Here is a 14,593-nt window from a genome sequence, read left to right on the forward strand (position 1 = left end):
AACGCCCAAAATCGCCCCGAAACCATACAGCGGGGTCAGGTTTTGGGCGTTTCTGCGTTTCGGGAGCAAATCGGCAATTCGGCAGCGAAAAGGAGATGCCCGCTATGCCCCGTATGCCGAAATACCTCAAGAGAGAATGGGCGTTCTTTCTTGATGAGCGTGGCAGGAAGAAATACAACGAGCTTTGCAGGAAATGCGAAAGGAGCTGCAAGCAGAGCTTCTGTGCCACCGTTATCCAATGCCCGCACTATCTATCAAAAAGGAGAACAAGACAATGACAGACTATCCGAACAACATTCCCGCAAAGCTGGAAATCATCAAGGCAAGCGAGATTACCCCGAAAGAGGTGCGCTGGCTGTGGTATCCCTATATCCCCTTCGGCAAGGTCACACTGCTGCAAGGCGACCCCGGTGACGGCAAGAGTAAGCTGATGCTTTCTCTTGCCGCTTTGCTTTCCAAGGGAGCGCCGCTGCCCTTTGCCGATGAGGACGAGAGCGGCGAGCCGATGACCGTTATCTACCAGACCACCGAGGACGATGCAGACGATACCGTTGTGCCGAGATTTAATGCGGCGGGCGGTGACGGCGACCGGCTTATCTTCATCAAGGAGGACGAAAAGAGCCTGACCTTCGGGGATGACCGTATCCGTGAGGCCGTGGAGAAGTACAACGCCAAGCTGCTGATTCTCGACCCGATGAGTTCGTATATCGGTGACACCTGCTCGATGAACAACGCCAACGAGACAAGAGCCGAGTTCAACCACCTGATTGCTGTTGCCAAGGACACCGGCTGCGCCATCGTTATCATTGCCCATATGAACAAGGCAAAGGACACAAGCCCCCTCTATCGCACCAATGGCTCTATCGACATTGCCGGTGCAGCGAGAAGCATTCTTGCCGTCACACGCACGGCAAACAAACAGAACCCCGCCGAGCGTTATCTGGTGCAGGTCAAGAGCAATCTTGCGCCGATGGGCTCGGCTATTCTCTTTGAGGTAGCCGACAAGGGCGTGAACTTTCTTGATGAGCTGGAGCTGAGTGCGGAGGACGCTTTCTCTGCTTCTGCGCCGAGGATGGGCAGACCGAATGCCCGTGAGGAAGCGGCAACGGACTTTATCCGTTCCCTGCTGGCGGGCGGTAGGCGGCTGGCTTCCGATTGCGAAGCAAAGCTTGAAGCCGCAGGCTTCAAGAAATCAACCTACAAGAAGTCCAAAAAGAAAGCCGGAGTTCGCTCTGTGAAGGACGGCTTTCTTTGGTACTGGACTTTGCCGGAGGTTGAAAAAACGATTGAGAATGGGCAGAAAGTCACGGACGAGGACGACCTGCCTATTTGATTGAGGTTTTGAGGGAGGTCAAGGGAGGAAAGCCCTTGCCCACGACATCTTTGCAGCGAAGCTGAAAGTGTCATAGTGGGTTACGCACTTTGAAAAAGTTGCGTAACCCGCACCCCCGCCCTTTCCGCTGACTGGAGGTGATGAGAATGGCGGAAGGAAATTGGAGCGTTATCCGAGTGGAGAAAATCTCCGCAGAGGGAGCGCAGAAAACCGAGCGACACAACGAGCGCAAGAACGAAAGCTACGCAAATCTCAATGTGGACACCGAGCAAATTGCCCGCAATGTTCATTTCAAGGACACCGGCGGTCTGACCTACAACGAGTATTTCCAGCGGCTCATTGACGAGGGCAAAATCTCCACAAGAGGGCAGAAAGCCGGTGCAACCATCTTCAATGAGCTGCTCATTGATGTGAATACAAGGTACTTTGAGGAGCACGGCGGCTACGAATATGCCAGGCAGTTCTACGAGGAAGCCTACCGTTTCGGCTGTGAGATTTACGGCGAGGAGAACATCGTGTCGGCGGTTATGCACGCCGATGAAATCAACAAGGCGGTGTCCGAAGAACTGGGCAAGCCGGTCTACCACTACCACCTGCACATCGTGGCAATCCCCACCGTCCGAAAAGAAATCCTGTGGTCGAAACGCTGCAAGGACGAAGCCCTGAGAGGAACGGTCAAGGAGGTCATCAACCAAGTTTCCCACTCAAAAAAGTGGAAGAATATCGTTCCTCTGCTGGACGAAAACGGGCAGCAGGTTATCAGCAAATACGGAAAGCCGATGTTCCGCAAGTCCTATTCTGTCCTGCAAGACAAGCTCTTTGCGCATATGACCGAAGCGGGCTTTACCGGCTTCGAGCGTGGCGTATTGGGCAGCACAGCGGAGAATTTGAGCAGCCTGGATTATCAAATTCAGAAGGACAAGGAACGACTTGCCCACATTCAGGAACGCATTGAAGCCGAGCAGGTACGCTATGAACCTGCTCACGAAGTCCGCAAGACAATGGCAGAGATTGAGGGTATGGGGCAGAAAACCCTCACCGGCAAGATTTCCGTTTCCAAGGACGATTATCAACAGCTCACGGCACTTGCCAAGGAGGGTATCACAAGCCGCAGTGAAATCCAAGATTTGAAAAGCAGCGTTTCCTACTATCGCGGTTGGCGTTACCCGCTTCTATTATAGCAAAAGGAGGTTCTTTTTCTACCGTATCAATGCTACAGCTCTATTCCTCCACAAGCTTAGCTTGTGGTTTTTCTTATGAATAAAAAAGGCCCCCGCAGCGTATGATTTGACGCCGCGGGGTTTCTCAATTGTTCGGTTTGTATTGCAGCACCTTCTGGGAGAACGTCCGATCGAAGAACTGGATGAAGGGCCCAAGGCAGAACGCACAGATCAAGGTGCCAAGGCCCACAAGGCCACCCAGCAGCCAGCACAGCAGGGCGCTGAGCGCATCGGTGAAGATGCGGCACCCGAAGTACGGGCAGGGTGTGTAGTCCCGCAGACCGAGGGAAAGGGAATCGTAGGGCGCGATGCCGAGGTCGGCGGTCTGGTAGAGCGAAGCGCCCAGCGCCGTGACCAGCACCGCCGCCCTTGACCATTTGCGCCCTGCCTGCTGAAAAGTAATCAAGGGGCGGTTAAGCCGCCCACTGTAATAGATTTCTACCAGAGCTGTAATCAATTTTGCGCATAATTCTTGACACTACCTATATACCGGTTTATAATGCATATAGCGGTCAGACAGAAACCATGCAGGCAAAATGGGCTAACCTGAAAAAAATGGAAGAAGAAACATTTGCAAAGATTATTATGGGAAAAGCAGATATCAGCGAATTTGATACTTTTGTTGAAAACTGGAAGAATCAGGGTGGTGACCAGATTCTCAAAGAGATTAACGAAGAATTAAATAATAGCTCTGGTAATTGATTATAGGCAGTATGAATCATAAGTATTTATGATGGAGCGAGGAGAAAAGAGATATGAAGGATTTTGAAAATGATTTGATTTATTATCCTAATCCGGACCCGGTCAAGGAACCGAGATTTATTTTAAAATCTGTAGATGAATTGGAAAAATCAACAAAATACAGTGTTACCTGCAACGGAACAGAGCGTGTGGTATACCATACAGATTCGTTTGACTATGTTGTAGTAGTAGATAACGAAGCGTATGATCTGGAGATTTCAATCCATACACCATATGAAAAACTTGAAATCCGTCCATCCAGCTTTGGCATAGTTCCTTTTGTAAAAGGAGAAACAGTCCATATCCATCTTGATGAACCGAGAAAGTTTACTGTAGAGACAGATGGTGGTCTTCATGATGCATTGTTTGTGCTTTGCTCGCGCAGGATTGAGAAGCCGGCAGATACCACCATCTGCTTTGAAAAGGGCAAGGTATATAATGTAGGAGTTCTTACCTTAAAGTCCAATGATACGGTTTACATAGAGGAAGGTGCTGTTGTATCAGGTTGTGTATACGCAGACCATTGTGACAATATTTCCATTGTAGGAAACGGAATTATCAACGGAGCCTGTTGGCATCTGCCGGACAGTAATGCAGACCGTTTCTTTATCTATGCCAAGTGGTGTAATAATGTACTCTTAAAAGGCTTTACTGCTGTAGACGGTCCTTCCTGGCATGTAGTTCCTGCGGCGTGTGACCATGTTGTGATTGATGATATGAATATTATGTCGAGGATTGTAACGGGAGACGGTATTGATATTACGAGCAGCCAGGACGTAGAGGTAAAAAATTGCTTTATCCGTTCCACAGACGACAGTATCTGCATCAAATCCCAAAGATTGTTTGAAGATCCGTCAACGGTACGTGACGTAACAAAAGTGCGTGTTCACAATAACGTGATCTGGAATGCAGAACCCGGTAATGCCATAGAGCTTGGTTATGCCCTCCAGAGCGAAATCCACGACCTAGTATTTGAGGATTGTGATATTATACACTGCCAGTATGAAGGAAACATGGGTGGTGCGGCGATTTCCATCCATCAGGCAGATGGCGGCCATGTTCATGATATACATTATAAAAATATCAGAGTAGAGCAGGCAGAACAGAAACTGTTCGATATTAAGGTTCTGCTTTGCAAATATACGGAACAGCTTGCCAAAGGAGAGATTAATGATATCTATTTTGATAATATCCAGGTGCTGAACGGAGATATCCCGGTCTCCATGATCCGGGGGTATCAGACACCGACAGAAGAAGTACGTGTCCATGATGTCCATTTTGATAACATTACTTTTATGGGGAATAAGTGTGAAACCTGGCAGGATATGCGGCTTGTTACAGAACTGGCAAATGACATTTATGTCAATGGTGCCAGATTATGCAGACAGATGAAATTCTGAGAATATCACCATATAGAGATGGTTTTATTACTTGCAGCAAGGAGGGTATTTATGGAACAAAGCAGCATGCTTTTCCAAAAAGACGGAAAAAATTATTTACAGCTGGACTGTGAAAATGCAAAAGAGCTTTCTATGAAATGATATGTACCCGGTTTTCTGGACACCGGTTCAAAATTGAATAATTAAGCTTCCATCATGGATGCTTCCCTGAATTTAGAGGGAGGCATCCATTTTGTTTTCGCTTGGATCCTGCTGTTATTGTAATAGTCGATATAATCAGCAATAGCTTTCTATTTCTAATATTAAAACTGGTTTTAGTATAGCATGAATCGAAGCATTCTATCAAGACCACTTTCTTGAGGGTTATGAAAAAATTTCGGAACAATGCCCTATGACATTATCCCAGTTGACAATCATCGACAGTCGAGTAGACTAAGGACTCGCGCCCTTAGCCCCTCACAGATCCGGACGTGCGGCTTTCCCGCATCCGGCTCCTCACAGTAACATTCGTTTCAATATAGCGGGTAATAAACCTTGGGCTTTGCAAGAGGATAGTACTTTAGCATGTCAATGAAACCATTCCATGTATAGGTACGTCTGCATCCTCGCCTGTTCATCGCTTTGAAGAGAAACTGCTGTACCCGATGCAGGAATGCGCTTAGCTTATAAACGTTGAACGACACTCCATAGTATCTGTAGTAACCGACCAGCTTCACATTGAGTTGCTTTACTATGTCCTTCGCAGGTTGGTTCTTACTGTCGTAGAGCCATTCCTTGAATTCTCTTAGCTTCTTCTCAAATTTCTTTCGCGATGTTTTGACTTTAGGCCATGGGTAGCCTTTCCTGCTCTTTCCGTAGTAGAATGTGAACCCAAGAAAGTCGAACGTCTCTGGCTTTCCAAGTCCTCTTGCTCTGCGATTTTGCTCTGCATATCGCCCGAATTCTATCAGCCTACTCTTGCTTTCTTCCAGTTCGAGGTTGAACTTTGCCATGCGCTCTTTCAGAGCTGCATAGTAGTGTTCTGCATCCGACTTGTATTGAAAACCTGCAACAAAATCATCAGCGTAGTTCACGAGAAAGCTCTCGCCTTTCGCCTCTTTCTGAATCACCAGTTTGAACCAAAGTGTCAATACGTTGTGCATATATATGTTTGCCAGCATCGGGCTGATATTTCCTCCCTGTATGGTTCCTTCATCCGTATCTTCATATTTCTCATCGACCATAACACCCGCTTTCAGATACTTTTGTAACAGCCACAGGATATTGGGGTCTTTGATATGCCATTTCAGGAATCTCATCATCCATTCATGGTCGATGTGGTCGAAGAAGCCTTTTATGTCGGCATCCACGATGTAGTTTATCTTTCCGTGTGATACACGTTGATAAACTTCCTTGATTGCTTCATGGCATCCTCGCTTGGGTCTGAAACCGTACATGCAATTCAGAAACTTTGGCTCATATATTGCTTCCAGTATCTTCTTTACTGCCACCTGTACTATTTTATCCTCATAGGACACAATTCCCAGTGGCCGCAGCTTTCCGTTCGCTTTGGGAATGTATACCCGCCGTGTCGGAAGCGGCTTGTACGATTTGTTCCTCAATCGTTGTACAAGGTCTGCGATGTTGCTCTCAAGATGCTTTCCGTATTCTTCCTTGGTCACCTTGTCAATTCCTACTGCCTTCTTGCCGTCCAGTTCCCTGTGACATTGTTTCAGCAGTTCAGTATTTATGAGGTGATACAGGCTTGTGAATTCCGGTCTCTTTGTTGTCGCTGATATCTCCGCTATTCTCTCCAATTTTGTTCCCATCATTTCCTCCGTCCCTGAGTACGGATGATGTTTCCTCAGAGAGACCGTTACTGCGTAACCTCCTTCCCTCTGTCGGCATTACCCGACTTCAACAGTACTATGAAGTTATCCGACTGCCTGTCGCCCGTTTGACACCCTCCATTTTCAGTTGGTATATCATACTCCTTTTCGAGAGGCGGCAGGCTCTCCCCAGTTGATGTGTATCCTTAATGTCAAGCATAATCGGCTCTCTGACCCCGCAGCGCCATACAGTTCTCACCGTTACGACCTGTATGATGTTGCCTTCCGCACCAGTTAAGACGTCAGCCTGCTGGAATAACTAACTTTTCGAGGCTCAATCGCTTTTATCGACCCTGCTTGCTTGCTGTCTACGCTTGTCAGATACCATTACTGATGCCATCCCAAGACTCGCTAATATCTGGCTGGTTAGGCCTTGGATATACCGGATTTCCACCGGTTAGGCTACACACCCTTGGCTGGGCGCACAACTGGAAGTTATCGCTTTCTGCCAATATAGCGACAAACTTTCTTCTTATATTGCAGATACTCATTTCCAAATGTGGCAAATAAAAAATCTTCTTCGACATTGACAATCTGCAAATGGTACATGATGACCGCAAATACCGTTAGGAAGCACAAAATCCAGTTAAAAAACATCAATAGTGTGCCAATATATAAAAGGTCAAATCCCAGGAAGGCGGGATTGCGGCTGATTTGATAAATGCCGTTTGTCACAAGCTCCGTTTTATCGGTTTTGGACACTCCTGCTCGCCAACTGTCACGCATCGTCCATACCGCAACGATAAATATAGCCGTTCCCGCAACACTCAGTATCGCTCCAAAAATCCGAACGGAAACATGGTTATGCTCCGTTTCAAAAAAAATACTGGAAAGCCCCGCTATAAAAACAAGAATAGCCGCAATCTTCATGGTAATTTCCACGAATTTCACAAAACCAACTTTGTTCTTTCCGATTTGGTCTGTCTGTATTCCCTGCTTTTTTTGATGAAACATTTTCACAAAATAGCAACCATAAAAAGCGATTATGCTTGCTATGGAAATCAACTTAAATTCCATTGCCCTTATCCTCTCAAACTTGAAGTTATCGCTTTACTTTTGTTGTATCTTAGCCAAAATACTTTCTATTACAAGTATTACTGTTATAAAGGCTCCTACAAGGGTATAGTAGTTTAAGCCATACATCAATGGCAAAAGAGAAATAACTACCGTAATAATGGAAAGGACAAACAATGCTTTGAGAACACCTTTCTTCTTCAATGAAAACAATGAAAGTAAGAAGATGGCAACAGTAAGTGTGGCTGTAATAAGTGGAGCAAAATTTGCATAGCCAAACGGTGTAAGGCTAAAGTATGAGAATGTTTCTTTTACTCTTTCTGTTGGAGATGTTGCAAAAATACAAACTGCTCCCAAGGGTAATAATTCTAACACTATTGTTAAAGCTGGCAAAACCGCTAAGCAGACTTTCTTCATGTTGTATATCTCCTTTACAAATCCCGATTTGTCTGTTCCTTAAAGTCCAAGTCCTTCAGCCCACGCCGCAAGCTCCTGATGCCCGACGCTGCCCTTGAAGACCTTGCCGTCCATCAGCTTTGCGCCTTTGCAGCTCGGCGCAAGGCGTTCGTTCGTCTTGCCAATGCCGCTTCCTCCAGAGGTTGCAAACGGGATGATCGTCTTGCCGGTCAGATCATAGTGAATGGTATTTGCAATTCCAGCTCGTATAGAGCAGCCGCCCGAAAAGAACAATCCAAACACCGTCGGGGTAGAAATGATTGGGAAAGATAATCCCTTCCATTACTATCCCGACTTTTTAACTTCTTCAACACTTGAATTACGGAGGTACGAAAATGAAAGACATTACAAGCACGATTACCAAGCCCCTCGCCGTCCTCGGAGAGAACGGCAAGGGCTACACCAAGGAAGCCAACTTCATTTCCTGGAACGGCAATGCCGCCAAGCTGGACATCCGAGAGTGGCATCCGAACCACGAACGATGCGGCAAGGGCATCACGCTCACGGAGGACGAGGGCAGAAACCTCTATGACGCACTGAAAGCAATCTATGAAAAGGAATAATCCTTTTTCGGCTGGTAACGGGGCGTTCGGAAACGGACGCCCCTATTTTTTACGGAGGGAGGTGATGACCGTGGAGGATATGAAAACCGGCTTTGTAGAGAGAATCGGCGGCACGATTTTCGTTGTCAACGCAATGCCCGCAGAGAACGCAAAGCATACGCAGGAGGAGCTTGTAAAGGCTCTGATTGCAAGAGAAGCAATGGCTTTGCAGGAAGCAGATGTTGCCTGATTGATTTTACGCACAACTATGCGCTTTGGAGATTTTTCAAAAAATATCTCAAAACCCACTTGACAGAAGGGTGAACTGCTCCGGGATACCGGCCATCTGCTGGAGGAGATGGGCTATGAAATAAAAGTCCTTGATCTTATTGATATGGAGAAAAGCCATTGCTACAACCCGTTTGTCTATCTCCATTCGGACAACGATGTGCAAAGGCTTGTGACAAATCTGTTCAAGAGCACAACGCCAAAGGGGTCACAAAGTAACGATCCTTTTTGGGATACCTCAGCTTCAATGCTGCTGTCTGCTCTCGTCTATTATCTTCACTACAAAGCGCCGGAGGATGAACAGAACTTTGCAATGGTAATGGAGATGCTGCAAGCGGCTGCCATCGACAATGAGGAAGATCCACGACCCTCGCCGCTGGACTGCCTGTTTGCCGATTTGGAGTTGGACAGACCCGACCACATCGCTCTGAAATACTATCGGTCTTACCACACCGGTTCGGCAAAGACCCTGAAATCCATTCAGATCACACTTGCCGCAAGGCTGGAAAAATTCAACTTGGAGAGCTTGGCGGCACTGATCTGCACCGACGAGCTTGACCTTGCTTCTATGGGCGAAAAGAAAGTGGCACTGTTCGCTATTATCCCGGACAACGATTCGAGCTTCAATTTCTTGGTCAGCATCCTTTATACCCAGCTATTTCAGCAGCTATTCTTTTCCGCTGACCATATTCACGGCGGCGCATTGCCAATTCTCGTTCACTTCCTAATGGACGAGTTCGCCAATGTCAGCCTGCCGGACGACTTCGATAAGATCCTTTCCGTTATGCGTTCCCGTGGCGTGTTTGTGTCCATCATTCTTCAGAACTTGGCACAGCTCAAGGCGCTGTTTGAAAAGCAGTGGGAATCCATCGTCGGCAACTGCGATGAGTTCCTCTACTTGGGCGGCAACGAGCAGTCCACCCATAAGTATGTAAGCGAATTGCTGGGCAAGGAAACCATCGACACGAACACTTACGGAAAGAGTTCCGGGCGAAGCGGAAACTATTCCACAAACTATCAGATCAGCGGTCGAGAGCTTCTGACCCCGGATGAGGTTCGTATGCTTGATAACCGCTACGCCATTCTGTTCATCCGAGGGGAACTCCTCGTGATGGACTTAAAATACGACATTCTCAAGCACCCCGCCGTTGACCTGACTGCCGACGGAAAAGGCAGCGTCTATCAGCACGGCAAGGTCACAAGTAATGTTGCGACCATTGAGGTGCAGTACCTCGCCCCCGATACTCTGCCGGATACAGAGGTATCGGAAACCACCTATGAGCTGCTGTCCGATGAGGATTTCAACTCGGAAACCAACAACAATACAACAACAAAATTACGGAGGTAACTAATATGAACATTTTTAAGAAGTACACCGAGAAGCATACCGAAAAGCTGCCTATGACCGGCAAGGTTAAGAAGGGCTTCCGTATTTACTGCACCGCCATTATGGGTGCAACACTCGTCCTCGGCACTTCGGTTACGGCGTTTGCCGCCAACGACCCCATTACCGTTATCAACAATCTGTCTACCTTTATCTTCGGGCTGATCCGTGCCATCGGGCTTATCCTGTTGGGCTTCGGTGTTGTGCAGGTCGGTCTGTCCCTGAAGTCCCATGACCCCTCTCAGAGAGCGAACGGTTTCCTGACCCTTGCAGGCGGCGTCATCATCACCTTTGCAAAGGAAATCCTAGACCTGATTGTCGGCTAAGAAATTTCACACCGAGGGGTGTTCCCGAAAAAGCGGGAGCACCCCTTAACTCTATGAAAAGGAGGTGCTTTTCGTGAGCGACAACTGGGTCGTACAAAACCTTGAAAACGCATTGGAAACTTGGAACGAGAAGCTGGCAGAGATTTGGCAGCTTATCACGACAACGCCGCAGGACTTCAAAGGCGGTGGGATATGGGGCGTGATCGTCAATATCAACGGCGCAGTGCAGTCTATCGGACTTGCACTCCTTGTGCTGTTCTTCGTTGCCGGTATGGTAAAAATCTGCGGCTCGTTCACAGAAGTCAAGAAACCGGAACACGCTCTGAAGCTGTTCGTTCGTTTTGCCATCGCCAAGGGTGCCATCACCTACGGTATGGAGCTTATGCTTGCCCTGTTTAATATCATCCAAGGCACGATCTCGACGATAATGGGTTCGGCGGGTTTCTCAACACCACAGCAAACAGTCTTGCCGCCTGAATTGATTACCAGCGTCGAGGAATGCGGATTCTTTGAAAGCATACCGCTATGGGCTGTCACGCTCATCGGAGGGCTGTTCATCACCGTAATGTCTTTCATCCTGATAATGACCGTGTACGGGATATTTTTTAAGCTCTATATGTACACGGCGCTTGCACCCATTCCGCTTTCCACCTTCGCCGGTGAACCGAGTCAGAATGTGGGCAAGTCCTTCATCAAAAGCTACTGCGCCGTTTGCTTGGAGGGGGCAGTGATCGTGCTGTCCTGCATTATCTTCTCGCTTTTTGCGTCCTCACCACCCGTGGTCAATCCCGATGCGGCGGCGGTCACGCAGGTGTGGAGTTATATAGGCGAACTGCTCTTTAATATGCTCGTTCTCGTTGGCTCGGTCAAGATGAGCGACCGCATTATCCGAGAGATGATGGGACTGTAAGGAGCGCACTATGAAAAACAACACCAAAATCTATAACCGCTTCAAGGGGTTTACCCTTGAGGACTGCGATTGCCGATATTGTCTGTACTATGGTGGCAGACGCAAAGGCAAGGTGAATTGCCTTGCGGATGAATGCGTCTGTGCCGAGGAAATCCGTCAGGCAAAGGAACGCTGTCGCAGAGAAAGGAGCTTCTAATGTTTTATCAACTTTATAATATCCATCTCCCTGAACGGAGAAGTCATCCAGTCATCGGAGGATTATGACCTCCCTGCCGAAAAGGGATTGGTTGGTATGTTCGAGCGAATGAAAGAAACGGATATTCTGACCGTCAACGATTTGCTTTTGGGTTCAGCGTATATTCCCAAGCGCAGCATTGTTTTTATCGCAACCGGCGATGTGGTGGAGGGACACAAGTATGGAAGTTAAGATCAACCGAGAAATCCGCAACTATACGGAGGCAATGTTCTTTGGACTGTCTATGCGACAGTTCATTTTTTCTGCCTGCGCCTGCGTGGTGGCAGTGGGACTCTATTTCCTGCTCAAGCCATATGTCGGCACGGAAACCGTATCGTGGATGTGCATTTTGGGAGCCGCACCCTTTGCGGCTCTCGGTTTTATCAAATACAACGGAATGACGGCGGAAAAGTTCGTATGGGCTTGGTTCAAATCCGAGTTCCTTATGCCGAAGAAACTGACCTTCCGTTCCACCAACACCTACTACGAAATGATGAAGCCGGGAATGGAACACAAGCAGAAGGAGGTATCAAAAGCCAATGATTAAAACGCTTCGCAACCTGCTCAAACAGGATAAAGAACGATTTGTTGTGCCGAGGGGCGTCCAGGATGTGATCCCCATCAAGGCGATTTACGATGACGGTATTTTTCAGGTGGGTAGAGATAAGTTCTCCAAGACCTATAAGTTTAGCGACATCAACTATGCTGTCGCCAGTCGTGAGGATAAGGAAGCTATGTTCCTTGAGTATTCGGAGCTGCTCAACAGCCTTGACAGCGGTGCAACCACCAAGATCACCATTAACAACCGCCGTTTGAACCGTGCAAACTTTGAGAAAACCATTCTTCTCCCCCTGAAGGGCGATGCTCTTGACGAGTACCGTGAGGAGTACAATCGGATGCTCCTTGATAAAGCAACCGGTGCAAACGCTATCATTCAGGAAAAGCACATCACCATTTCGGTGTGCAAGAAGAATGTGGAGGAAGCGAGAAACTACTTTGCCCGTGTGGGTGCTGACCTGATCGCCCACTTTGGGCGGCTTGGTAGTAAGTGTGTGGAGCTGGAACCGGACGAACGGCTCCGCATTTTCCACGACTTTTACCGTGCCGGTGAAGAAACGGAGTTCCGCTTCGACATCAAGGAAACCCGCAGAAAGGGTCACGACTTCAAGGATTTCATCTGCCCTGATTCGATGGAGTTCACGGGCGACTATTTCAAGATCGGAGAGCGTTACGGCAGAGTGCTGTTCCTGCGGGAGTACGCTTCCTATATCAAGGACAGTATGGTTGCCGAAATGACCGATCTCAACCGCAATCTGATGATGTCCATTGATGTTATCCCTGTACCCACGGATGAAGCCGTTCGGGAAGCCGAAAGTCGTCTGCTCGGTGTTGAAACCAATGCGACCAACTGGCAGCGTAGGCAGAATGCCAACAACAACTTCTCCGCACAGCTTCCCTACGACATTGAACAACAGCGCAAGGAAATGAAAGAGTTCCTTGACGACCTGACGACCCGTGACCAGAGAATGATGTTTGCCGTTCTGACGATGGTTCACACGGCGGACACCAAGGAGCAGCTTGACAATGACACAGAAGCTCTGCTTACCACAGCGAGAAAGCACCTTTGCCAGTTCGGTATTCTCAAGTTCCAGCAGCTTGACGGACTGAATACGGCGATGCCCTTCGGTGTCCGCAAGATCGAGTCGTTCCGTACTCTGACCACAGAGAGCCTTGCGGTCTTTATCCCGTTCCGTGTGCAGGACATTTGCCACACCAACGGCGTTTACTATGGTCAGAATGTCATTTCCAAAAATATGATTATCGCAGACCGCAGACAGCTCCTCAACGGCAACGAGTTTATTCTCGGTGTTTCGGGCGGTGGTAAGTCCTTTACCGCAAAAGGCGAGGTCATCAATCAGGTGCTTGCTGGCAACGCAGACATTATTATCATTGACCCGGAGCGAGAGTATTCGCCCCTTGTGCGGGCGCTGGGCGGCGAGATCATCAACATTTCTGCCACTTCTTCCACCCATATCAACGCTATGGATATGAACCGGGAATACGGTGACGGAGCAAACCCCGTCATTCTGAAATCCGAGTTCATTATGTCCCTGTGCGAGCAACTCATCGGAGGCAACAACCTTGGTGCAGTGCAGAAGTCCATCATTGACCGCTGTACGGCAAGCGTCTACCGCACCTATCAGCAGAACAACTACACTGGCGAGGTGCCGACCTTGCAGGACTTCCGGGCGGAGCTTCTCAAGCAGTCCGAACCCGAAGCGCAGGAAATCGCTCTTGCCATTGAGCTGTTTACCAATGGCTCTCTGAACACCTTTGCAAAGAAAACCAATGTGAACACGGACAACCGCCTGATTTGCTATGATATTCTCGACCTCGGCAAACAGCTTATGCCAATCGGTATGCTGGTCGTCCTTGACTCGATCCTGAACCGTATTACGCAGAACCGAGCCAAGGGCAAGAACACCTTCATCTTCCTTGATGAGATCTACCTTCTGTTCCAGCACGAGTACAGCGCTAACTTCCTGTTCACCCTTTGGAAGCGTGTGCGAAAGTACGGCGCTTATGCCACGGGCATCACGCAGAATGTGGACGATCTGCTCCAGTCCCACACGGCAAGAACGATGCTGGCAAACTCCGAGTTCATTGTTATGCTCAATCAGGCATCCACGGACAGATTGGAGCTTGCGAAGCTGCTAAACATCTCGGACACCCAGCTTTCCTATATCACCAATGTGGATGCCGGTCACGGACTGATCAAGGTCGGCTCCAGTCTTGTACCGTTTGCCAATAAATTCCCTAAGAACACGAAGCTCTATAAGCTGATGACCACCAAACCGGGCGAAGGTGCTTAACCC

At 48.3% G+C, this 14,593-nt stretch carries 18 protein-coding genes and 1 pseudogene; 13 read left to right on the forward strand and 6 right to left on the reverse strand.

The window, feature by feature from the left end; translation table 11 throughout:
• Positions 1–274 precede the first annotated feature (274 nt).
• Both IAG03_RS09450 and IAG03_RS09455 read left to right on the forward strand, forming a co-directional pair.
• A complete protein-coding gene (locus IAG03_RS09450; RefSeq protein WP_249319852.1) occupies positions 275–1,333 on the forward strand; it encodes an AAA family ATPase in 1,059 nt (352 codons plus the stop codon).
• Between the two features lie 146 nt (positions 1,334–1,479).
• On the forward strand, positions 1,480–2,514 hold the full coding sequence (locus IAG03_RS09455; RefSeq protein ID WP_249319853.1) for a plasmid recombination protein: 1,035 nt from the start codon (positions 1,480–1,482) through the stop codon (positions 2,512–2,514).
• A 124-nt stretch (positions 2,515–2,638) separates the two neighbouring features.
• Here the strand turns inward: IAG03_RS09455 and IAG03_RS09460 are convergent, their stop codons facing one another.
• A complete protein-coding gene (locus tag IAG03_RS09460; protein WP_249319854.1) occupies positions 2,639–2,959 on the reverse strand; it encodes a DUF6198 family protein in 321 nt (106 codons plus the stop codon).
• Between the two features lie 119 nt (positions 2,960–3,078).
• On the opposite strand from IAG03_RS09460, the gene IAG03_RS09465 reads away from it, so the two are divergent.
• Together IAG03_RS09465 and IAG03_RS09470 are read left to right on the forward strand one after the other, a co-directional pair.
• The gene (locus tag IAG03_RS09465) at positions 3,079–3,255 is read left to right on the forward strand and encodes a hypothetical protein (RefSeq protein ID WP_249319855.1); all 177 of its coding nucleotides are present in this window, start codon (positions 3,079–3,081) and stop codon (positions 3,253–3,255) included.
• 53 nt (positions 3,256–3,308) lie between these two features.
• The gene (locus IAG03_RS09470) at positions 3,309–4,694 is read left to right on the forward strand and encodes a glycosyl hydrolase family 28 protein (protein ID WP_249319856.1); all 1,386 of its coding nucleotides are present in this window, start codon (positions 3,309–3,311) and stop codon (positions 4,692–4,694) included.
• A gap of 182 nt (positions 4,695–4,876) precedes the next feature.
• Here IAG03_RS09470 and IAG03_RS14585 read toward each other — a convergent pair whose 3' ends face one another.
• From IAG03_RS14585 to IAG03_RS09490, 5 genes are all read right to left on the reverse strand, one after another.
• The gene (locus IAG03_RS14585) at positions 4,877–4,978 is read right to left on the reverse strand and encodes an IS3 family transposase (protein ID WP_410482324.1); all 102 of its coding nucleotides are present in this window, start codon (positions 4,976–4,978) and stop codon (positions 4,877–4,879) included.
• A 228-nt stretch (positions 4,979–5,206) separates the two neighbouring features.
• Complete coding sequence (gene ltrA / locus IAG03_RS09475) at positions 5,207–6,502, reverse strand: group II intron reverse transcriptase/maturase (RefSeq protein WP_249319857.1); 1,296 nt, start codon at positions 6,500–6,502, stop codon at positions 5,207–5,209.
• A gap of 495 nt (positions 6,503–6,997) precedes the next feature.
• Positions 6,998–7,579 (reverse strand): methyltransferase family protein, encoded by a 582-nt coding sequence (locus tag IAG03_RS09480; protein ID WP_249319858.1) that lies wholly within the window; start codon positions 7,577–7,579, stop codon positions 6,998–7,000.
• A 33-nt stretch (positions 7,580–7,612) separates the two neighbouring features.
• On the reverse strand, positions 7,613–7,993 hold the full coding sequence (locus IAG03_RS09485; RefSeq protein WP_249319859.1) for a hypothetical protein: 381 nt from the start codon (positions 7,991–7,993) through the stop codon (positions 7,613–7,615).
• A gap of 39 nt (positions 7,994–8,032) precedes the next feature.
• Positions 8,033–8,266, reverse strand: a complete 234-nt coding sequence (locus IAG03_RS09490) for a flavodoxin (protein WP_283243106.1) — start codon at positions 8,264–8,266, stop codon at positions 8,033–8,035.
• Between the two features lie 101 nt (positions 8,267–8,367).
• Here IAG03_RS09490 and IAG03_RS09495 point away from each other — a divergent pair, with 101 nt between their 5' ends.
• The 9 genes and pseudogenes from IAG03_RS09495 (at position 8,368) to IAG03_RS09530 (ending at position 14,590) form a co-directional block, all read left to right on the forward strand.
• The gene (locus IAG03_RS09495; RefSeq protein ID WP_227616359.1) at positions 8,368–8,595 is read left to right on the forward strand and encodes a YdbC family protein; all 228 of its coding nucleotides are present in this window, start codon (positions 8,368–8,370) and stop codon (positions 8,593–8,595) included.
• Between the two features lie 70 nt (positions 8,596–8,665).
• Positions 8,666–8,824 (forward strand): hypothetical protein, encoded by a 159-nt coding sequence (locus IAG03_RS09500; RefSeq protein WP_167530871.1) that lies wholly within the window; start codon positions 8,666–8,668, stop codon positions 8,822–8,824.
• Positions 8,825–8,890: 66 nt separating this feature from the next.
• A pseudogene (locus tag IAG03_RS09505) lies at positions 8,891–10,210 on the forward strand (VirD4-like conjugal transfer protein, CD1115 family); the annotation flags it as partial.
• A gap of 5 nt (positions 10,211–10,215) precedes the next feature.
• Entirely contained in the window at positions 10,216–10,572 is a 357-nt protein-coding gene (locus IAG03_RS09510) for a glutamyl-tRNA amidotransferase (protein ID WP_249319860.1), read from the forward strand.
• A gap of 73 nt (positions 10,573–10,645) precedes the next feature.
• Complete coding sequence (locus tag IAG03_RS09515) at positions 10,646–11,482, forward strand: VirB6/TrbL-like conjugal transfer protein, CD1112 family (protein ID WP_249319861.1); 837 nt, start codon at positions 10,646–10,648, stop codon at positions 11,480–11,482.
• A gap of 10 nt (positions 11,483–11,492) precedes the next feature.
• The gene (locus IAG03_RS09520) at positions 11,493–11,678 is read left to right on the forward strand and encodes a hypothetical protein (protein WP_249319862.1); all 186 of its coding nucleotides are present in this window, start codon (positions 11,493–11,495) and stop codon (positions 11,676–11,678) included.
• A 96-nt stretch (positions 11,679–11,774) separates the two neighbouring features.
• On the forward strand, positions 11,775–11,909 hold the full coding sequence (locus tag IAG03_RS14265; RefSeq protein ID WP_283243107.1) for a hypothetical protein: 135 nt from the start codon (positions 11,775–11,777) through the stop codon (positions 11,907–11,909).
• Positions 11,899–12,264: a PrgI family protein gene (locus IAG03_RS09525; protein ID WP_249319863.1), complete on the forward strand. Its 366-nt coding sequence runs from the start codon at positions 11,899–11,901 to the stop codon at positions 12,262–12,264. The genes IAG03_RS14265 and IAG03_RS09525 overlap by 11 nt, the downstream gene beginning before the upstream one ends.
• Complete coding sequence (locus IAG03_RS09530; RefSeq protein WP_249319864.1) at positions 12,257–14,590, forward strand: VirB4-like conjugal transfer ATPase, CD1110 family; 2,334 nt, start codon at positions 12,257–12,259, stop codon at positions 14,588–14,590. The genes IAG03_RS09525 and IAG03_RS09530 overlap by 8 nt, the downstream gene beginning before the upstream one ends.
• Positions 14,591–14,593 lie beyond the last annotated feature (3 nt).

It is taken from the genome of Yeguia hominis (assembly GCF_014384705.1).
GTDB classification, from domain to species: Bacteria; Bacillota; Clostridia; order Oscillospirales; family Acutalibacteraceae; genus Yeguia; species Yeguia hominis.